Consider the following 18,566-nt stretch of genomic DNA (forward strand, 5'->3'; position numbering starts at 1 on the left):
GTACAAAAGAAGTCGGACCGTCCCGTCGGACGGACCAGCAACACAGAGCAGCAGAAGAGGGAGACCGCGATGAGCGCACCCGACGGCAGCCCGGTCGGCGCCGAAGCCAGCATCGGTCAGCTGTTCGCCTCGGCGACGACCGAGATGTCGGCCCTGGTGCACGACGAGATCGCGCTGGCGAAGGCCCAGCTCCGGCAGGACGTCAAGCGCGGCGCGACGAGCGGCGGGGCGTTCACGGTGGCCGGCGCGGTCCTGCTGTTCTCGCTGCCGATGCTGAACTTCGCCCTGGCGTACGGCATTCGGACCTGGAGCGACTGGAATCTCGCGGTCTGCTTCCTGCTGTCCTTCGCGGCGAACGTGCTCCTGGCGCTCGTCCTGGTGCTGATCGGCGTGGTGTTCGCGAAGAAGGCCAAGAAGAGCCAGGGTCCGCAGAAGGTGGCCGCGTCGATGAAGGAGAGCGCGGGCGTCCTGCAGAACGCCAAGCCGCATCCGCGTCCGGAGCTGGTGCAGGACCGGGTCCCGGAGGCCATCGAGGCTGTGGCACGCTCGTCGTCATGACGGACCCCGCCACCCCTTCGGCGCAGCCCACCTCGGTCGTACGGCCGGAATACGCCGAGGGCACCCAGGTGACCCACCGTGAGGTGGCCGCGAACGGCGCCCGCTTCCACATCGCGGAGGCCGGTGACGGGCCGCTGGTCATGCTGGTCCACGGTTTCCCGCAGTTCTGGTGGACCTGGCGGCACCAGCTCGGCGCGCTCGCCGACGCGGGCTTCCGGGCCGTCGCCATGGACCTGCGGGGCGTGGGCGGCAGCGACCGTACGCCCCGCGGCTACGACCCGGCCAACCTCGCCCTCGACATCACCGGCGTGATCCGCTCCCTCGGCGAGCCGGACGCCGCGCTCGTCGGTCACGACCTGGGCGGCTATCTGGCGTGGACGGCGGCCGTGATGCGCCCCAAGCTGGTCCGGCGGCTCGCGGTGGCCTCGATGCCGCATCCGCGGCGCTGGCGCTCGGCGATGCTCGCGGATGTCCGGCAGTCGACGGCGAGCTCCCACATCTGGGGGTTCCAGCGGCCGTGGATCCCCGAGCGGCAGCTCACGGCCGACGACGGGGAGCTGGTGGGCCGGCTGATCCGGGAGTGGTCCGGGCCGCGGCCGCCGGAGGACGAGGTGCTGGAGACGTACCGGCGCGCGATGTGCATCCCCTCCACCGCGCACTGCTCCGTCGAGCCGTACCGCTGGCTGGTGCGCTCGATGGCCCGGCCGGACGGCGTCCAGTTCTACCGGCGCATGAAGCGGCCCGTGCGCGTCCCCACGCTCCACTTGCACGGGTCGCTCGACCCCGTGATGCGCACGCGCAGCGCGGCGGGCTCCGGCGAGTACGTCGAGGCGCCGTACCGCTGGCGGCTGTTCGACGGGCTGGGGCACTTCCCGCACGAGGAGGATCCGGTCGCTTTCACCACCGAACTGGTCAACTGGCTGAAGGATCCCGAACCGGATCGGTGACGGATCGATCGCGGCCGGTGCCGGTCGCCGTACGACCGCATGAAACGCCTGTACGACAAGCGGCCACTTGCCCGACGCATAGGCCAATTGGCGGGCTCCGGGGCGGTTATCGACCTTGGGGCGGGGGCAGACGTCGGGGTATGGGCTGGACGCACGACTACAGTGACGCAGCACGCAACCGCCGCTCGGCCGCTGGCCTGAGCTCCCACCAACGAGGCCCCGACCCGCAACTGACGGGCTCGGACCTCCGGGTGGGCATTCCGCGCATCCTGCGCCGCCGGGCCCGCTGGGTCTCGGTACGCCTGCGTCACCCTCGAGGCTGACGCCCACGGCCGTCCTGCCCGGCTGACGACATCTGCGCCCGCGCCCGCCTCCGAGGGCTAGAGGGCGCAGCTGTCGCTGTCGACCTGCTGTCCGGCGCTGCGTCCTTCGAGGATGTCCTGCCGGATCTCGTCCGCGGTGAGCGCGTACCCGGTGTCGGCGTCGTCGAGCGACTTCGCGAAGACCACGCCGTACACCCGGCCGTCGGGGGTGAGCAGCGGGCCGCCGGAGTTGCCCTGGCGGACGATCGTGTAGAGCGAGTACACATCACGGCGCACGGTGCCGCGGTGATAGATGTCCGGGCCGTTGGCCGTGATGCGGCCGCGCACCCGGGCGGCACGGACGTCGTACGACCCGTTCTCCGGGAACCCGGCGACGATCGCGTCGGCACCGGTGGTCGCGTCGTCGGTGGTGAACTTCAGCACGGGCGCGTCGAGGTCGGGTACGTCGAGCACGGCGATGTCGCGCTTCCAGTCGTACAGCACGACCGTGGCGTCGTACTTGCGGCCCTCGCCGCCGATCTGGACGGTCGGCTCGTCGACGCCGCCGACGACATGCGCGTTGGTCATGACGCGGCGCTCGCCGAAGACGAACCCGGTGCCCTCCAGGACCTTGCCGCAGCTCTCGGCGGTGCCCATCACCTTGACGATGGAGCGCTGCGCGCGCGTGGCGACGGCGCTGCCCGCGAGGGCCGGGTCGGGGGGCTGGACGTCGGTGATCGGCTCGTTGGCGAACGGGCTGAAGACCTGGGGGAAGCCGTTCTGCGCGAGGACGGAGGAGAAGTCGGCGAACCAGGTGTCCGCCTGGGCGGGCAGCGCCCGGGACACCCCCTGGAGCACCGTGGAGTTGCGGACCTCCTTGCCGAGGGTCGGCAGGGTGGTGCCGGCCAGGGCGGAGCCGATCAGCCAGGCCACCAGCAGCATGGCGACGACGTTCACCAGCGCGCCGCCCGTGGCGTCCAGGGCGCGGGCCGGGGACCAGGTGATGTACCGGCGCAGCTTGTTGCCGAGATGGGTGGTCAGGGCCTGTCCGACCGAGGCGCAGACGATCACGACGACGACGGCGACGACCGCGGCCGTGGTGCTGACCTGGGCGTTGTCGGTGAGCCAGTCCCAGATGAGCGGGAGCAGGTAGACGGCGACCAGACCGCCGCCCAGGAAGCCGATCACCGACAGGATGCCGACGACGAAGCCCTGGCGGAAGCCGACCACCGCGAACCAGACGGCCGCGACCAGCAACAGGATGTCCAGCACGTTCACGGGGTTCACCCTGTCATGACCGCCAGTCGAGCGGGACCTGCTTCTCCCGGTCCCAGGGCCGCTCCCAGCCCGCGAAGTGCAGCAGCCGGTCGATGATCCCGGCCGTGAAGCCCCACACGAGGGCCGATTCGACCAGGAATGCCGGACCTCGGTGGCCGCTCGGGTGGACGGTGGTGGCGCGGTTGGCCGGGTCCGTGAGATCGGCCACGGGGACCGTGAAGACCCGGGCCGTCTCGTTCGGGTCGACGACCCCCACCGGGCTCGGCTCGCGCCACCAGCCCAGGACCGTCGTCACGACGAAGCCGCTGACCGGGATGTACAGCTTGGGCAGGACGCCGAAGAGCTGGACGCCCGAGGGGTCGAGTCCGGTCTCCTCCTCGGCCTCGCGCAGCGCCGCCCTGAGCGGTCCGTCGCCCTGCGGATCGCCGTCTTCCGGATCGAGCGCGCCGCCCGGGAACGAGGGCTGTCCCGCGTGCGAGCGCAGGGAGCCGGCACGCTCCATCAGCAGCAGCTCGGGGCCCCGCTCGCCCTCGCCGAACAGGACCAGGACCGCCGACTGCCGCCCCGCGCCGTCCTCCGGCGGCAGAAAGCGGCTGAGCTGACGCGGCCGGACCGTCTCCACGGCACGCACGACCGGGTCCAGCCAGCCGGGCAGGCCCTGCGTACGCAGCCGCACCGGGGTGCCCCCGGCACCGGCCGTACCGCTCGCCGCCTCGCTCGCCGTACGGCTCGTCGTATCGCTTGTTGTGTCACTCACCCGTGTCATCACCACACCACCCCCCGTTCTGCCGGGTCCAACGCGCGAGGACCCGTAGATCGTTCCGCCGGGACGCTCCCGCGTCGCCGCCCGCTCGTCCGGCTCATCCGGCCCCCAGCGGCGGGGCCGGCCGCCCGCCCGCGTCGAGGTAGGCCTGCGGCGGGTTCAGCCGCTGGCCGGGGAAGCCGCCCTTCTCGTACTTCAGGAGCTTCCTGGCCTTCTCGGGGTCGGTCTCGCCCTCCCCGTACGCCGGGCAGAGCGGGGCGATGGGGCAGGCGCCGCAGGCGGGCTTGCGGGCGTGGCAGATCCGGCGGCCGTGCCAGATGACGTGGTGGGAGAGGTCCGTCCAGTCGCTCTTGGGGAAGAGCGTGCCGATCGCCGCCTCGATCTTGTCGGCGTCGGTCTCCTCGGTCCACCGCCAGCGCCGTACGAGCCGCTGGAAGTGGGTGTCCACGGTGATGCCGGGGCGCCCGAAGGCGTTGCCCAGGACGACGAAGGCGGTCTTGCGGCCCACGCCGGGCAGCTTGACCAGGTCCTCCAGACGGCCGGGGACCTCACCGTCGAACTCCTCCACCAGGCCCTTGGAGAGCCCTATGACCGAGCGCGTCTTGGCGCGGAAGAACCCACAGGGGCGGAGGATCTCCTCCACCTCCTCGGGGTCCGCCGCGGCCAGGTCCTCGGGCGTGGGGTACTTGGCGAAGAGACCGGGGGTCGTCTGGTTGACCCTGAGGTCGGTGGTCTGCGCGGACAGGACCGTGGCGACCAGGAGCTGGAAGGGGTTCTCGAAGTCCAGCTCGGGGTGGGCGTAGGGGTAGACCTCGGCGAGCTCGCGGTTGATACGGCGGGCGCGGCGGACGAGCGCGGTGCGCGACTCGGGTTTCCCCGTTACCGTCTGTTTGACACCAGAAGCCTTTTTCGTCACCTTTGCCGATTTCCTACCCTCGCCGGGCTCCTGTTCGCCCACAGCGGAATCGCGACGTACAACCACCCGCCCAGCCCCCTTGGCCTGTGCTCTCACCGGCGATTTGGACACCCGGCCAGCCTAAAGCCCGGCACCGACATCCGCCTCGGACCCCGAAGATCGGCCCCCAATTGGACCCCTGCCGCTTACCTCGGGACATGTGTGCGGCATCCTTGTGACAGATCACACTGTTTGGACCGTCCGGCAAAATGGGGAACCAGGTCCCCTGGTAAGCGGGGGACAAGATCCCCTGAGCAGGTCGACAAGGAGAGAACTCGTGGACGACGTTCTGCGGCGCAACCCGCTCTTCGCGGCTCTCGACGACGAGCAGGCCGCGGAGCTGCGCGCCTCCATGAGTGAGGTGACGCTCGCCCGTGGTGACTCCCTCTTCCACGAGGGCGATCCGGGCGACCGGCTCTACGTCGTCACCGAGGGCAAGGTCAAGCTCCACCGCACGTCCCCCGACGGCCGCGAGAACATGCTGGCCGTGGTGGGCCCCGGTGAGCTGATCGGCGAGCTGTCGCTGTTCGACCCGGGCCCGCGGACGGCGACGGCGACCGCCCTCACCGAGGTCAAGCTCCTCGGCCTCGGTCACGGCGACCTCCAGCCCTGGCTGAACGCCCGCCCCGAGGTGGCCGCCGCGCTCCTGCGCGCCGTCGCCCGGCGTCTGCGCAAGACCAACGACGCCATGTCCGACCTGGTCTTCTCGGACGTCCCGGGCCGCGTCGCGCGCGCCCTGCTGGACCTCTCCCGCCGCTTCGGCGTGCAGTCCGAGGAGGGCATCCACGTCGTCCACGACCTCACGCAGGAGGAGCTGGCCCAGCTCGTCGGCGCCTCGCGCGAGACGGTCAACAAGGCGCTCGCCGACTTCGCCCAGCGCGGGTGGCTGCGGCTGGAGGCGCGGGCGGTCATCCTGCTGGACGTGGAGCGGCTCGCCAAGCGGTCGCGGTAAGGGCACCGCAGGCGATCGCAGGTAAGGGCACCGGGGCGCCGCCCCGGGCCCCCGTTTCGGCCTGCGCGGCCCTGTCCTCGAACGCCGGACCGGCCGAGGTCGGCACAGTGGCCCCATGGCTGAAACGGTTCCCCGTCGGGGGCTCGACCCCCAGGGATACATCGCCCGCGAAGGCTCCCTCGCGCGCGTGCCGCACGATTTCCGGCCGGTCGTCGCGACCGCCCGGGACGGCATCCTGGATCTCTTCGGCGCGCGGCTGCACAGCGCGTACCTCTACGGGTCGATCCCCCGCGGCACCGCGCGCGTGGGGCGCAGCGATCTGGACCTGCTGGTCGTCCTGTACGACGAGCCGGCCGAGGCGGACCGGTCCGGCGGGCGGGCCCTGCTCGAGGCCCTCGACACGAGGTTCCCGCAGACCGACGGCGGCGGCGTGCTGCTCTCCGACCGCACCCGGGTGCTGAGCGACCTGGAGCGGTACGACCTGGGTTTCTTCGTCGCCTGTCTGTGCACCCCGCTGCTCGGGGAGGACCTCGCCGAGTACCTGCCCCGCTACCGCCCCGACTCGCTCCTCGCGCGCGAGACGAACGGCGACCTCGCCCTGGTGCTGCCCCGCTGGCGTGCGCGGATCGCGGAGACGGCCCACACGGAGGAGGCGCTTCGGCCCCTCGTCCGGCTCATGTCACGCCGCCTGGTGCGCACCGCGTTCACCCTGGTCATGCCGCGCTGGAACGGCTGGACCAGCGATCTTCACGAGATGGCCGAGGCGTTCGCCGGCTTCTACCCCGACCGGGCCGGGCAGGTCCGCGGGGCCGCGGTCCTCGGCTACGAGCCGACGGGCGACGCGGCCGTCCTCACCTCGTACGTCGACGACCTCGGGCCGTGGCTCGCGGACGAGTACGCGCGCGTGCACGGCATCAAGGCCCCCCGGCCCGAGGACACCCCACCGGTTACGGGAACGGCACCTAGATGAGCCCGTGGTCCTGCAGATACTCCATCTGAGCCCGCACGGAGAGTTCCGCCGCCGGCCACAGGGAACGGTCGACGTCGGCGTACACATGGGCGACGACGTCCGCGGAACTGCTGAAGCCGTCCTCGACGGCCGTCTCGACCTGGGCGAGGCGGTGGGCGCGGTGGGCGAGGTAGAACTCGACGGCGCCCTGGGCGTCCTCCAGGACGGGGCCGTGGCCCGGGAGGACCGTGTGGACGCCGTCGTCGACCGTGAGGGACCTCAGGCGCCTCAGCGAGTCCAGATAGTCGCCCAGACGGCCGTCGGGGTGCGCCACGACCGTCGTGCCGCGGCCCAGGATCGTGTCACCGGTCAGGACGGCCCCGTCGGCCGGCAGGTGGAAGCAGAGCGAGTCGGCGGTGTGGCCGGGCGTGGGCACGACCCGCAGCTCCAGACCGCCCAGCGTGATCACGTCCCCGGCGGCCAGGCCCTCGTCGCCCAGCCGCAGCGCCGGGTCCAGGGCACGCACGCGCGTACCGGTCAGTTCGGCGAAGCGGACGGCGCCCTCGGCGTGGTCCGGGTGGCCGTGGGTCAGCAGGGTCAGGCCGACACGCTTGCCGGCCTGCTCGGCGGTGTCGAGGACCGCCCGCAGATGGCCCTCGTCCAGCGGGCCCGGGTCGATCACGACCGCCAGCTCGGAGTCGGGCTCGGAGACGATCCAGGTGTTGGTGCCGTCCAGGGTCATCGCGGAGGCGTTGGGCGCGAGGACGTTGACCGCGCGCGCGGTGGCCGGTCCGCTCAGGTCACCGCCGCGGGGCTGGCCGGGGAGGGCTGCTGCGTCAGTCATGCGGGGCCTCCACCGGCGGGGATCGGGATGTGCTTGGTGAACTCACCGTGGCCCGGCCAGGTCAGGACGATCTCGTCGCCGGTGAGCCGTGCCTCGGCCAGGACGGGGGCCAGATCGCGGCCGGGAGCGGCGGCGAGCGCCTCGGCTGCGGTGGCGTACGGCATGAGCTGGCGCAGGGTCGCGATCGTGGGCGGCATCATCGTCAGCTCGCCCCGGTCGTACCCGGCGGCCGCCTCCTGCGGGCGGATCCACACCGTGCGGTCCGCCTCCGTGGAGGCGTTGCGGGTGCGCTGGCCCTCGGGGAGCGCGGCCACGAAGAACCAGGTGTCGTAGCGGCGCGACTCGAACTCGGGGGTGATCCAGCGGGTCCAGGCGCCGAGCAGGTCGGAGCGCAGGACGAGCCCGCGGCGGTCCAGGAACTCGGCGAAGGACAGTTCACGGGCGGCCACGGCGGCGCGGTCCGCCTCCCAGTCGGCGCCGGTCGTGTCACCGACGACCGACACCGGGTCCGGCCCCGCGAGCAGGACGCCCGCCTCCTCGTACGTCTCCCGTACGGCCGCGCAGACGATCGCCTGGGCCGCCGCCTCGTCGACGCCGAGCCGCTTGGCCCACCACGCGCGCGTGGGGCCCGCCCAGCGCACCAGACGCTCGTCGTCACGCGGGTCGACACCGCCGCCGGGATACGCGTACGCGCCTCCGGCGAAGGCCATGGAGGCGCGTCTGCGCAGCATGTGGACGAAGGGGCCGGCCGCGCCGTCCTTCACGAGCATGACGGTGGCCGCGCGCCGGGGCGTCACGGGCGTGAGCGTCCCGTCCGCGAGCGCGCGGATGCGTTCCGGCCAGTCCGAGGGGAACCACTGCCCATTCGCCATGGGCGCGAGGCTATCCCCTGGTGAGCGAATGTTCGAGAGGTGCCCGGCGCCGGGCACCCCGCCGCGGGCGTTACGGAACGAGCTCGACCTGGATCTCGACCTCGACCGGGGCGTCCAGCGGCAGCACCGCGACACCGACCGCGCTGCGCGCGTGCACGCCCTTGTCGCCGAGGACCTCGCCGAGCAGCTCGCTCGCGCCGTTGAGGACGGCGGGCTGGCCGGTGAAGTCCGACGCCGAGGCGACGAAGCCGACGACCTTCACCACGCGCGCGACGCGGTCCAGATCACCCGCCACCGACTTCACGGCGGCCAGGGCGTTCAGGGCGCACGTACGAGCCAGCTCCTTGGCCTCCTCGGGGGTGACCTCGGCGCCGACCTTGCCGGTGACCGGCAGCTTGCCGTCCACCATGGGCAGCTGACCTGCGGTGAACACGTACGGCCCCGACTGCACGGCCGGCTGGTAGGCCGCGAGCGGCGGCACCACGGCCGGCAGGGTCAGGCCCAGCTCGGCGAGGCGCGCCTCGACCGCGCTCACGCCTTGGCCCGCTTCAGGTAGGCCACGAGCTGCTCGGGGTTGTTCGGCCCGGGCACGACCTGGACGAGCTCCCAGCCGTCCTCGCCCCAGGTGTCCAGAATCTGCTTCGTGGCATGGACGAGCAGCGGCACGGTTGCGTATTCCCACTTGGTCATGGGGCGACTGTATCCGCTGTCGCCGGAGGGGCTCCCGCACCGGTCGGCCGACCGGTTCCGGCCCGGTTGTCCACAGGCCATGTGGCCGATACCGCTCCCCGTTGTCCACAGCCTCCCGATTGGCTCGCGCACGGACTGGTTACGCTCGAAGACGTGAGCAGGCTCCAGGTCGTCAGCGGCAAGGGCGGGACCGGCAAGACCACGGTCGCCGCCGCCCTCGCGCTGGCCCTCGCCACGGCAGGGAAGCGGACGCTTCTCGTCGAGGTGGAGGGCCGGCAGGGCATCGCGCAGCTCTTCGAGACGGAGGCGTTGCCCTATGAGGAACGCAAGATCGCCGTCGCGCCGGGCGGTGGTGAGGTGTACGCCCTCGCCATCGATCCCGAACTGGCCCTTCTGGACTACCTCCAGATGTTCTACAAACTGGGGGGCGCCGGACGGGCCCTGAAGAAGCTGGGCGCCATCGACTTCGCCACCACCATCGCGCCCGGCCTGAGGGACGTGCTCCTCACCGGCAAGGCGTGCGAGGCGGTCCGGCGCAAGGACAGGAGCGGACGGTTCGTGTACGACTACGTCGTCATGGACGCGCCGCCCACGGGCCGGGTCACCCGCTTCCTCAACGTCAACGACGAGGTCGCGGGGCTGGCCAAGATCGGCCCGATACACAATCAGGCACAGGCCGTGATGAGGGTGCTGAAGTCACCGGAGACGGCCGTGCACCTGGTGACGCTGCTGGAGGAGATGCCGGTCCAGGAGACCGCGGACGGCATCGCCGAGCTGCGGGCGGCGAAGCTGCCGGTCGGCCGGGTCGTCGTCAACATGGTGCGGCCCGAGGTGTTGGACGCGGACGGGCTGGAACTCGTACGAACCGTGACACGTTCGTCCATTGCGCGGTCGCTGTCCGCGGCCGGGCTGGGCGGGGCGCGGCGCGGCGGACACGCCGAGCGGCTGGTGGACCCGCTCCTGCAGCAGGCCGAGGAGTACGCCGAGCGGCACGCGCTGGAGCAGGAGCAGCGCGCGGTCCTGGGCCAGCTGGGCCTGCCGTTGCACGAACTGCCGCTGCTCGCCGAGGGAATGGATCTGGCGGGCCTGTACCAACTCGCCACCGAGCTGCGTGAGCAGCAGATCGCATGAGGGGGACCGTATGAGTCGGGACCAGGGCCAGGCACAGCACCGGCTCTCCCCCGCGCGCGTGCTCGATCTCGACCCGCTGCTGGACGACCCGGCGACGCGGATCGTGGTGTGCTGCGGTTCGGGCGGCGTCGGCAAGACGACGACGGCGGCGGCGCTCGGCCTGCGGGCGGCCGAGCGGGGCCGCAAGGTGGTGGTGCTCACCATCGACCCGGCGCGCCGGCTCGCCCAGTCCATGGGCATCGACTCCCTCGACAACACTCCGCGCCGGGTGAAGGGCGTCGAGGGGGACGGCGGCGAACTGCACGCGATGATGCTCGACATGAAGCGCACGTTCGACGAGATCGTCGAGGCGCACGCGGATCCGGAGCGGGCGGCGGCGATCCTGTCGAACCCCTTCTACCAGTCGCTCTCCGCCGGTTTCGCCGGCACGCAGGAGTACATGGCGATGGAGAAGTTGGGCCAGCTCCGTGCCCGGGACGAGTGGGACCTGATCGTCGTCGACACGCCTCCGTCCCGTTCCGCGCTGGACTTCCTGGACGCGCCGAAGCGGCTCGGTTCGTTCCTGGACGGCAAGCTGATCCGTGTGCTGCTGGCACCCGCGAAGGTCGGCGGGCGCGCGGGGATGAAGTTCCTGAACGTCGGGATGTCGATGATGACCGGCGCGCTCGGCAAGCTGCTGGGCGGGCAACTGCTGAAGGACGTGCAGACGTTCGTGGCGGCGATGGACTCGATGTTCGGCGGGTTCCGCACACGCGCGGACGCCACGTACAAACTGCTCCAGGCGCCGGGGACGGCGTTCCTGGTGGTGGCGGCTCCCGAGCGGGACGCACTGCGGGAGGCCGCGTACTTCGTGGAGCGGCTGGCCGCGGAGAGCATGCCGCTGGCCGGCCTGGTGCTCAACCGGGTCCACGGCAGCGGCGCCGCCCAGCTCTCCGCCGAGCGGGCGCTGGCCGCAGCGGAGAATCTCGACCTGGCCGACGGCCCGGACGACACCCCGGTCGATCCCCCCGCGGTGGAAAATCTTGGAGAGCCCCGCATTGTGGATCAGGACGGCGGGAAAGCTGGACTTCGTAACTCTCCCGACACGTACGGCAGTTCTGAACCTCCAGCAACCGATCCCGGGTCCGGCTCCCCCGACGCCGATCAGCTCACCGCAGGCCTGCTCCGGCTGCACGCCGAGCGGATGCACCTGCTCTCCCGGGAGCAACGCACGCGCGACCGCTTCACCGCGCTCCACCCGGAGGTCGCGGTGGCCGAAGTGGCGGCGCTGCCGGGCGACGTACACGATCTGACGGGACTGCGCGACATTGGCAGTCGGCTCGCGGCCAACCGACCGGAGCTGCCCGAGACCACCGACGTCTGAGCGACCGACGGCGGACACCGCCGTGGCGACTTGAGCCGCGGGCCTCTCGGCCGAGGGCGCCCGCCAGCAGACGCCGACCGTCGCACGGCGACGGCTCCTTGCCGGAGGGTGCCCGCCGAGCGGAGACGGCGCGGCGCGCTTCCCGGGGAGGGCGTCGGCGGCACGGACAGTGGCCACCGGGCGTAAGCAGCCTTCCCAGCGGAGGTTGCCCACCGGGCGTAAGCCCTCCCCAGCGGAGGTTGCCCACCGGGCGTAAGGCCTCCCCAGCGGAGGTTGCCCACCGGGCGTAAGGCCTCCCCAGCGGAGATTGCCCACCGGGCGTAAGGCCTCCCCAGCGGAGGTTGGCCACCGGGCGTAAGCAGTTTCCCCGGCGGAGGTTGGCCACCAGCCGAGACGGCATCCCCGGCGGAGTTGCCCGCGAGGCCGAGACACCATCCCCGGCAAAGGGTGCCTGCCGAGCGCAGCGAGTCTCCCGAGCGGTGAGAGCTCTCTGAGCAGCGGCGATCCCTTGAGCGGGGACGGTCCCCTGAGAGAAGAGGTCCTCCCTGGGCGCAGATCCTCTGAGCCGAGGCGCTCCGCTGGGCGCCGATGCCCTGAGCGAAGGCGTTCCCCTGAGCGGAGGGGTCCCCTGAGCGGAGGGGTCCCTGGGGGCAGATCCCCTGAGCCGAGGCGTTCCTCTGAGCCGAAGCACTGCCCTGAGCCGACGTGTTGCCCTGAGCCGACGTGTTGCCCTGAGCCGACGTGTTGCCCTGAGCCGACGTGTTGCCCTGAGCCGACGTGTTGCCCTGAGCCGACGTGTTGCCCTGCGCCGAGGCGTTCCCCCAGTCGCGTGGGCCCCCAAGTCGCGTGGGCCCCCTGAGCGGTGAGGGTCCTTCGGACGGAGGGGGTCTGCTCAGCTCACCGCCGCGTAGTTCTCGTACATCTCGTCGTCGTCGAGCGACACGATGCCCGCGCCGCGCTCGTACTCCGACCGCGCGGTCTCAAGGAGCCGGCGCCACGAGGTGACGGTCGGCCGCCTGCGCAGCAGGGCGCGGCGCTCGCGCTCCGTCATGCCTCCCCACACGCCGAACTCGACGCGGTTGTCGAGCGCGTCGGCCAGACATTCGGTGCGTACCGGGCATCCGGTGCACACCGCCTTGGCCCTGTTCTGCGCTGCTCCCTGAACGAACAGTTCATCCGGATCGGTAGTGCGGCAGGCGGCCTGCGCACTCCAGTCGGTAACCCAGCCCATACCGGCGCCGTCCTCTCCCGAATCGAGGCTCCCCCACGGCGGCAGCGGCATATTCACCGCCGCCAGTTGAGGACGTTACGGAAGGTGGGCACAGCGCAACACCCCCTTCGGGCCCAATCTTGAATGGCCCGAACGGACTATGGGTAAGCGGCAGATCACCCGGGGGAGTGAGCCTGCGACATACGTGACCTTTCCCGCAAACGGGACAGTTCACTTGGGTCACAACGGGCGCCGGATGACACACAAGGCGGATTCGGGCACGCCCCCACCAAAAAAGTTGGGGAACCTCCAGAACGATTCGGGGTCGCCGGACGTATTGATACGTGGCCCTACTGCTGTGACAGTTGGGAGCAGCTTAGGCCAAGGCATATACGCGTGTCCGGCGAATGAGAACGTAGGCTGCCCTCATGCCAAACAAGCGCTCGGGCGGTGGCCTGTCCGCCACGCAGCAGGCCGCCAAGTTCCTCGGTGTCAGTGTGCTCTCCGGAGCCGTGCTGGCGGGCATCGCGCTGCCCGCCTTCGGCGCCCTGGGGCTGGCCGCCAAGGGGTCGGTCGAGTCGTTCGACGAGCTCCCGGCCAACCTGAAGACACCGCCGCTGAGCCAGCGCACCACGATCCTGGACGCCAAGGGCTCCCAGATCGCCCAGGTCTACTCCCGTGACCGCACGGTCGTCGACCTCAAGAACGTCTCGCCGTACATGCAGAAGGCGATCGTCGCGATCGAGGACTCGCGCTTCTACCAGCACGGCGCGATCGACCTGAAGGGCGTCCTGCGCGCCCTCAACAAGAACGTGCAGAGCAGCGGCGTCTCCCAGGGCGCCTCGACGCTCACACAGCAGTATGTGAAGAACGTCTTCGTGGAGGAGGCCGGCGACGACCCGACGAAGGTCGCGCAGGCCACCCAGCAGACCATCGGCCGCAAGATCAAGGAGCTGAAGTACGCGATCCAGGTCGAGGAGGAGCTCGGCAAGAAGAAGATCCTCGAGAACTACCTGAACATCACGTTCTTCGGCGAGCAGGCCTACGGCGTCGAGGCGGCCTCGCAGCGCTACTTCTCCAAGCACGCCAAGGACCTCACCCTCCCCCAGGCGGCGCTGCTGGCCGGCATCGTCCAGTCCCCGAGCCGCTACGACCCGGTCAACGACGCGACCGAGGCCACCAAGCGCCGTAACACCGTGCTCCAGCGCATGGCCGAGGTCGGCGACATCTCCGAGGCCGAGGCGGCCAAGGCGCAGAAGACCCCGTTGGGCCTGAAGGTCACCCAGCCGAAGAACGGCTGCATCACCGCCGTCCGCGGCGCCAGCTTCTTCTGCAAGTACGTCGAGCGCGTCTTCCTCAGCGACCCGGTCTTCGGCAAGACGAAGGAGGCACGGGCCAAGCTCTGGAACCAGGGCGGTCTGACCATCCGGACCACCCTCGACCCGCAGTCCCAGAAGTCCGTGCAGGACAGCCTGAAGAAGCACGTCTACAAGTCGGACAAGGTCGCCGCCGCCGCCACGCTCGTCGAGCCCGGCACCGGCAAGATCCTCGGAATGGGCCAGTCCAAGCCGTACGGCTACGGCAAGAACGAGACCGAGTACAACTACTCCGTCAACGCCTCCATGGGCGGCTCGAACTTCGGCTTCCCGACCGGTTCGACGTTCAAGCCGTTCGTGGCCGCCGCAGCGATCGAGGAGGGCCGCCCGGCCAACCAGACGTACTCGGCGCCGTACGAGATGCAGTACCCGGCCACGGTCCAGACCTGCAGCGGCAGCCCCTGGAGGAACGACGGCGGCTACAAGCTGGAGAACGAGAGCGAGTCCGAGAAGGGCCCGTACGACCTGCAGACCGCCATGGCGAAGTCGGTCAACACCTACTTCGTGCAGATGCTCGCCGACATCGGCATGTGCCCCGTGGTGAAGATGACCAACGCGCTCGGCGTGGTCCAGGGCAACGGCGACAAGGTCCCCGAGGTGCCGTCGTCGATGACCCTCGGTTCGACCGGTCTCTCCCCTCTCACCATGGCCAGCGCGTACGCCGCCTTCGCCAGCCGGGGCATGTACTGCACCCCGATCGCCATCGAGTCGATCGCCCAGACCGTCAACGGCAAGAAGAAGTCGCTGGAGGTCCCGAAGTCGACCTGCTCGCGGGCGATGAGCGAGAAGACCGCGGACACCATCAACACCCTGCTCAGCGGTGTGATCGACTCCGGTACGGGCCAGCAGGCCGGCCTCTCCGGCCGCGCCAACGCCGGTAAGACCGGTACGACGGACTCCCGCAAGAACGCCTGGTTCGTCGGCTACACCCCGAACCTCTCGGGCGCCGTCTGGGTCGGCAGCGCCACCCAGAAGGTCCAGATGACCAACATCTACATCGGTGGCGTCTACCACCCCCAGGTGTACGGCGGTGACACCCCCGGCCCGATCTGGCGCGACGCGATGAACGGCGCCCTGGAGAACAAGGACGCCCCGAACTTCAACATCGTCTCCATCCCGCGCAGCAACCAGGACCGGGGCGACGACAACGACGACAACGGGGACGACAACAACAACGGGAACGACGGCGGCAACAACGGCTTCATCGGCGGCCTCTTCGACGGCGGCACGTCCAACGGCACGTCGACCGACGGCGGCTCCTCGTCGACCGGCGGCGACACCTCGACGGACTTCGGCAACCTGTTCCAGGGGAACGGCAACGGGAACGGGAACGGGGGCGGAAGGGGCTGAGAGCCGCTCCGCCGCTGGGCGCGTACCAGTAGTCATGTACCGGTAGCCACGTACCGGTGGGCACGTACCGGTAGCGACGTACCGGTAGGCACGTACCGGTGACACACAGGGGACGGCCCCTGCTTCTCGTACCGCCCTGTGAGGGGTACGAGAAGCAGGGGCCGTTTCGCTGGTACGGCGCCCGGCGCCCGGCGTCGGCCTGGGGCCCGGCTCAGCCCGCGAGCAGCTTCTTCACGATCGCGGCGACGCGGCCGCCCTCCGCCTGCCCCGCCACCTTCGGGTTCACGATCTTCATGACGGCGCCCATGGCCCGCGGCCCCTCGGCGCCCGCCGCCTTCGCCTCCTCGACGGCCTGCGCGACGATGTCGTTCAGCTCGTCGTCGCCGAGCTGCTTCGGCAGGTACCCGGCGAGCACCTCGCCCTCCGCCTTCTCCCGCTCGGCGGACTCGGCGCGACCGCCCTGCGCGAAGGCATCGGCCGCCTCCCGGCGCTTCTTCGCCTCACGGGTGATCACCTTCTGCACCTCGTCGTCGGAGAGCTCGCGCTTCTCCTTGCCCGCGACCTCCTCCTTGGTGATCGCGGCGAGCGTCAGCCGTAGCGTCGAGGAGCGGAGCTCGTCGCGCTCCTTGATCGCGGCGTTGAGGTCTTCCTGCAGCTTCGACTTGAGCGTGGTCATGGGTGTGATTGTCGCAGGTGTGGCAAGCCCGACGCCCGTTCATTTAAGGGCCGACGGCCGACGGGGTGTCAGCCTGCCCCAACGGGTCTGAGACGATGGAGGCATGCGCGCGCGATACGGAGTACCCCTGTCCATCGCGGCGGCTGGCGCCGCCGGTCTGGTGTACGCGGCGGGTGTCGAGCCCCGCCTCTTCCGCCTGCGACGGGTGACGGTCCCCGTCCTCCCTTCCGGAATGCGCCCCCTGCGCGTGCTGCAGGTCTCCGACATCCACATGGTCGGCGGCCAGCGCAAGAAGCAGCGCTGGCTGCGCTCGCTGGCCGGTCTGCGCCCCGACTTCGTGATCAACACGGGCGACAACCTCTCCGACCCCGAGGGCATCCCGGAGACGCTGGACGCGCTCGGCCCCCTGATGGAGTTCCCGGGCGCGTACGTCTTCGGCTCGAACGACTACTACGGCCCCAAGCTGCGCAACCCCGCCCGCTACCTGCTGGAGAAGGTGCAGGGCCGCCACGGCCTGAACGGCAACGCCCCCGCCGTCGACGTCGTCCACAACCCGTGGGAGGACCTGCGGGACGGTTTCGACGGCGCGGGCTGGCTGAACCTGACGAACACCCGCGGTGTCCTGAAGATCGACGGCATGGCGATCGAGCTGACCGGCGTGGACGACCCGCACATCAAGCGGGACCGCTACGCCCAGGTGTCCGGCGGCCCCTCGGCCTCCGCGGACTTCTCGATGGGCGTCGTCCACGCGCCGTACCTCCGCGTCCTCGACGCGTACACGGCGGACGACTACCCGCTGATCCTCGCCGGTCACACCCACGGCGGCCAGCTCTGCATCCCCTTCTACGGCGCCCTCGTCACCAACTGCGACCTCGACACGGACCGCGTGAAGGGCCTGTCCACGCACACGGCGGAGGGACGGACGTCCTACCTGCACGTCTCGGCCGGCTGCGGGGCGAGCCGCTACACACCCGTACGGTTCGCCTGCCCGCCGGAGGTGACGTTGTTGACGTTGGTGGGACGGGAGTGAAGCGGGCGCCGGCTGCTCGGCACTGAGGCCGGTGTCGGCTGGTCGGCACTGTGGCCGGTGTCGGCTGGTCGGCACTGTGGCCGGTGTCGGCTGGTCGGCACTGTGGCCGGTGTCGGCTGGTCGGCACTGTGGCCGGTGTCGGCTGGTCGGCACTGTGGCCGGTGTCGGCTGGTCGGCACTGTGGCCGGTGTCGGCTGGTCGGCACTGAAGGCCCGCGCCAGCTGCTCAGCACTGAAGGGGGCGTCCGGGGGTTCCTCCCCCATCCAGCCCACCCACATCGCCCCCTTTCCCCCATATGCCTACGTTGGGGGCATGACCGCGCCGATACCCAGGGACATCCCGGACCTGCCCGCGATTCCGCGGACCCACGCGCTCCTGCCCTCCTTCGTCCCCGCGTCCGCGGTGGTACCCCCCGTACGCCGCCCCTTGGCCGCCGCCCTCCGCCTGCTGCTGGCCGGTACGGCGGCCGCCGGCGTGATCCTCGCGCTCATGACGACCGACGACGTCCTGCGAACGCTGAGCCACTTCTCCCTCCAGAGCAACGCCCTGCTGGCCGTGGTCACCCTCGCCTCGGCCGGCCGCGCCTGGTCGGCCCGTGCCCCTCTCTCCTCCGCCCTGACCGGTGCCGCACTGCTCTACATCACGATCACGGGCCTGGTGTACCACCTGCTCCTGACGGACACGGCGCCCCCGTTCTCGGTTACGGACCCCACCACCGCCCCCACCGGCTGGGCGGCAGTGGCCCAGCTCCTCCTCCACAAGGTCACCCCGACAGCGGCCGCCCTCGACTGGCTGCTCCTGACCCCTCCGGCCCGCCTCCGCCTGCGCCTGGCGGCGACATGGATGCTCTACCCCGCGGCCTACCTGCTCTTCTTCCTCCTCAGAGCGGCCCTGATCACCCCCGGCGCCCCGGCCCGCTACCTCTACCCCTTCCTCGACGCCGAGACCCACGGCTTCCGGCACGCCCTGGCCAACGCCCTCCTCCTCGGCCTCTCCTTCTACGCCCTCGCCCTCCTCCTCGTGACCCTCGACCGCATCCGCCCCAACCCGATCCGCCACCGCGCCAAAACCGGATTTCGTCTCCAGCCACCAGTGGGCTAAAGTAAACGACGTCGCCGCGACAAGCAGGACAGCAGCGACATCGGGGTGTAGCGCAGCTTGGCAGCGCGCTTCGTTCGGGACGAAGAGGTCGTGGGTTCAAATCCCGCCACCCCGACAGTTAAGTAGCAGATCAGAGGGCCTTTACCGGATCGGTAAGGGCCCTCTGGCGTTGCTGCGCGTCTAATTGCGCGGGACTATCGATTCTCTTCCACCCCGTGA

19 protein-coding genes and 1 tRNA gene are annotated in these 18,566 nt (G+C 70.7%); 11 read left to right on the plus strand and 9 right to left on the minus strand.

What is annotated here, in order from left to right; translation table 11 throughout:
• The first annotated feature begins 69 nt into the window (after positions 1-69).
• From OG852_RS22375 to OG852_RS22385, 3 genes are all read left to right on the plus strand, one after another.
• Positions 70-558 (plus strand): phage holin family protein, encoded by a 489-nt coding sequence (locus tag OG852_RS22375; protein ID WP_133910721.1) that lies wholly within the window; start codon positions 70-72, stop codon positions 556-558.
• Complete coding sequence (locus tag OG852_RS22380; protein ID WP_133910722.1) at positions 555-1,505, plus strand: alpha/beta fold hydrolase; 951 nt, start codon at positions 555-557, stop codon at positions 1,503-1,505. The genes OG852_RS22375 and OG852_RS22380 overlap by 4 nt, the downstream gene beginning before the upstream one ends.
• Positions 1,506-1,645: 140 nt before the next feature.
• Entirely contained in the window at positions 1,646-1,828 is a 183-nt protein-coding gene (locus OG852_RS22385) for a hypothetical protein (RefSeq protein WP_133910723.1), read from the plus strand.
• Between the two features lie 57 nt (positions 1,829-1,885).
• On the opposite strand, the gene OG852_RS22390 is transcribed toward OG852_RS22385, so the two are convergent.
• The 3 genes from OG852_RS22390 to nth all read right to left on the minus strand — a co-directional run bounded on the left by OG852_RS22390 (position 1,886) and on the right by nth (position 4,764).
• Positions 1,886-3,085, minus strand: a complete 1,200-nt coding sequence (locus tag OG852_RS22390; RefSeq protein ID WP_133910724.1) for a MarP family serine protease — start codon at positions 3,083-3,085, stop codon at positions 1,886-1,888.
• 13 nt (positions 3,086-3,098) lie between these two features.
• Entirely contained in the window at positions 3,099-3,851 is a 753-nt protein-coding gene (locus tag OG852_RS22395; protein ID WP_443064550.1) for an NUDIX hydrolase, read from the minus strand.
• A gap of 94 nt (positions 3,852-3,945) precedes the next feature.
• Positions 3,946-4,764 (minus strand): endonuclease III, encoded by an 819-nt coding sequence (gene nth / locus OG852_RS22400; protein ID WP_330348779.1) that lies wholly within the window; start codon positions 4,762-4,764, stop codon positions 3,946-3,948.
• A 316-nt stretch (positions 4,765-5,080) separates the two neighbouring features.
• On the opposite strand from nth, the gene OG852_RS22405 reads away from it, so the two are divergent.
• Positions 5,081-5,755 carry a Crp/Fnr family transcriptional regulator gene (locus tag OG852_RS22405; RefSeq protein ID WP_029382547.1) on the plus strand — a complete coding sequence of 225 codons (675 nt, stop codon included), beginning with the start codon at positions 5,081-5,083 and terminating at the stop codon, positions 5,753-5,755.
• Between the two features lie 115 nt (positions 5,756-5,870).
• Positions 5,871-6,725 (plus strand): nucleotidyltransferase domain-containing protein, encoded by an 855-nt coding sequence (locus OG852_RS22410; RefSeq protein ID WP_330348780.1) that lies wholly within the window; start codon positions 5,871-5,873, stop codon positions 6,723-6,725.
• On the opposite strand, the gene OG852_RS22415 is transcribed toward OG852_RS22410, so the two are convergent.
• The 4 genes from OG852_RS22415 to OG852_RS22430 form a co-directional block, all read right to left on the minus strand.
• The gene (locus OG852_RS22415) at positions 6,718-7,548 is read right to left on the minus strand and encodes an MBL fold metallo-hydrolase (RefSeq protein WP_330348781.1); all 831 of its coding nucleotides are present in this window, start codon (positions 7,546-7,548) and stop codon (positions 6,718-6,720) included. The two genes, OG852_RS22410 and OG852_RS22415, sit on opposite strands and share 8 nt — an antisense overlap.
• On the minus strand, positions 7,545-8,420 hold the full coding sequence (locus OG852_RS22420) for an NUDIX hydrolase (protein WP_330348782.1): 876 nt from the start codon (positions 8,418-8,420) through the stop codon (positions 7,545-7,547). Before OG852_RS22420 ends, OG852_RS22415 begins: the two co-directional genes overlap by 4 nt.
• A 70-nt stretch (positions 8,421-8,490) precedes the next feature.
• A complete protein-coding gene (locus OG852_RS22425) occupies positions 8,491-8,955 on the minus strand; it encodes a RidA family protein (RefSeq protein ID WP_133910729.1) in 465 nt (154 codons plus the stop codon).
• A complete protein-coding gene (locus OG852_RS22430) occupies positions 8,952-9,110 on the minus strand; it encodes a DUF4177 domain-containing protein (protein WP_020129281.1) in 159 nt (52 codons plus the stop codon). The genes OG852_RS22425 and OG852_RS22430 overlap by 4 nt, the downstream gene beginning before the upstream one ends.
• 66 nt (positions 9,111-9,176) lie before the next feature.
• On the opposite strand from OG852_RS22430, the gene OG852_RS22435 reads away from it, so the two are divergent.
• Both OG852_RS22435 and OG852_RS22440 read left to right on the plus strand, forming a co-directional pair.
• Entirely contained in the window at positions 9,177-10,241 is a 1,065-nt protein-coding gene (locus OG852_RS22435; RefSeq protein ID WP_443064551.1) for an ArsA-related P-loop ATPase, read from the plus strand.
• Between the two features lie 10 nt (positions 10,242-10,251).
• A complete protein-coding gene (locus tag OG852_RS22440; protein ID WP_330348784.1) occupies positions 10,252-11,604 on the plus strand; it encodes an ArsA family ATPase in 1,353 nt (450 codons plus the stop codon).
• A gap of 892 nt (positions 11,605-12,496) precedes the next feature.
• Here OG852_RS22440 and wblA read toward each other — a convergent pair.
• On the minus strand, positions 12,497-12,835 hold the full coding sequence (gene wblA / locus OG852_RS22445; RefSeq protein ID WP_208117087.1) for a transcriptional regulator WblA: 339 nt from the start codon (positions 12,833-12,835) through the stop codon (positions 12,497-12,499).
• Positions 12,836-13,242: 407 nt separating this feature from the next.
• On the opposite strand from wblA, the gene OG852_RS22450 reads away from it, so the two are divergent.
• Entirely contained in the window at positions 13,243-15,540 is a 2,298-nt protein-coding gene (locus tag OG852_RS22450) for a transglycosylase domain-containing protein (RefSeq protein ID WP_330348785.1), read from the plus strand.
• 211 nt (positions 15,541-15,751) lie between these two features.
• Here OG852_RS22450 and OG852_RS22455 read toward each other — a convergent pair whose 3' ends face one another.
• Positions 15,752-16,216, minus strand: coding sequence for a GatB/YqeY domain-containing protein (locus tag OG852_RS22455; protein ID WP_330348786.1), 465 nt, complete (start codon positions 16,214-16,216; stop codon positions 15,752-15,754).
• A 103-nt stretch (positions 16,217-16,319) separates the two neighbouring features.
• On the opposite strand from OG852_RS22455, the gene OG852_RS22460 reads away from it, so the two are divergent.
• From OG852_RS22460 to OG852_RS22470, 3 genes are all read left to right on the plus strand, one after another.
• Entirely contained in the window at positions 16,320-17,246 is a 927-nt protein-coding gene (locus OG852_RS22460) for a metallophosphoesterase (RefSeq protein WP_133910735.1), read from the plus strand.
• A 312-nt stretch (positions 17,247-17,558) separates the two neighbouring features.
• Positions 17,559-18,347 (plus strand): Pr6Pr family membrane protein, encoded by a 789-nt coding sequence (locus OG852_RS22465; RefSeq protein WP_330348787.1) that lies wholly within the window; start codon positions 17,559-17,561, stop codon positions 18,345-18,347.
• Between the two features lie 41 nt (positions 18,348-18,388).
• Positions 18,389-18,462: transfer RNA gene (locus OG852_RS22470), tRNA-Pro, on the plus strand.
• Positions 18,463-18,566 lie beyond the last annotated feature (104 nt).

The sequence above is a fragment of the Streptomyces sp. NBC_00582 genome (assembly GCF_036345155.1).
Taxonomy (GTDB): domain Bacteria; phylum Actinomycetota; class Actinomycetes; order Streptomycetales; family Streptomycetaceae; genus Streptomyces.

Excerpts from the sequence above, each read along its gene's own strand:
- OG852_RS22375 (WP_133910721.1), top strand. The coding sequence starts at position 70 with ATGAGCGCACCCGACGGCAGCCCGGTCGGCGCCGAAGCCAGCATCGGT.
- OG852_RS22380 (WP_133910722.1), top strand. The coding sequence starts at position 555 with ATGACGGACCCCGCCACCCCTTCGGCGCAGCCCACCTCGGTCGTACGG.
- OG852_RS22385 (WP_133910723.1), top strand. The coding sequence starts at position 1,646 with ATGGGCTGGACGCACGACTACAGTGACGCAGCACGCAACCGCCGCTCG.
- OG852_RS22395 (WP_443064550.1), bottom strand. The coding sequence starts at position 3,851 with ATGACACGGGTGAGTGACACAACAAGCGATACGACGAGCCGTACGGCG.
- OG852_RS22410 (WP_330348780.1), top strand. The coding sequence starts at position 5,871 with ATGGCTGAAACGGTTCCCCGTCGGGGGCTCGACCCCCAGGGATACATC.
- OG852_RS22415 (WP_330348781.1), bottom strand. The coding sequence starts at position 7,548 with ATGACTGACGCAGCAGCCCTCCCCGGCCAGCCCCGCGGCGGTGACCTG.
- OG852_RS22420 (WP_330348782.1), bottom strand. The coding sequence starts at position 8,420 with ATGGCGAATGGGCAGTGGTTCCCCTCGGACTGGCCGGAACGCATCCGC.
- OG852_RS22430 (WP_020129281.1), bottom strand. The coding sequence starts at position 9,110 with ATGACCAAGTGGGAATACGCAACCGTGCCGCTGCTCGTCCATGCCACG.
- OG852_RS22440 (WP_330348784.1), top strand. The coding sequence starts at position 10,252 with ATGAGTCGGGACCAGGGCCAGGCACAGCACCGGCTCTCCCCCGCGCGC.
- wblA (WP_208117087.1), bottom strand. The coding sequence starts at position 12,835 with ATGGGCTGGGTTACCGACTGGAGTGCGCAGGCCGCCTGCCGCACTACC.
- OG852_RS22450 (WP_330348785.1), top strand. The coding sequence starts at position 13,243 with ATGCCAAACAAGCGCTCGGGCGGTGGCCTGTCCGCCACGCAGCAGGCC.
- OG852_RS22455 (WP_330348786.1), bottom strand. The coding sequence starts at position 16,216 with ATGACCACGCTCAAGTCGAAGCTGCAGGAAGACCTCAACGCCGCGATC.
- OG852_RS22460 (WP_133910735.1), top strand. The coding sequence starts at position 16,320 with ATGCGCGCGCGATACGGAGTACCCCTGTCCATCGCGGCGGCTGGCGCC.
- OG852_RS22465 (WP_330348787.1), top strand. The coding sequence starts at position 17,559 with ATGACCGCGCCGATACCCAGGGACATCCCGGACCTGCCCGCGATTCCG.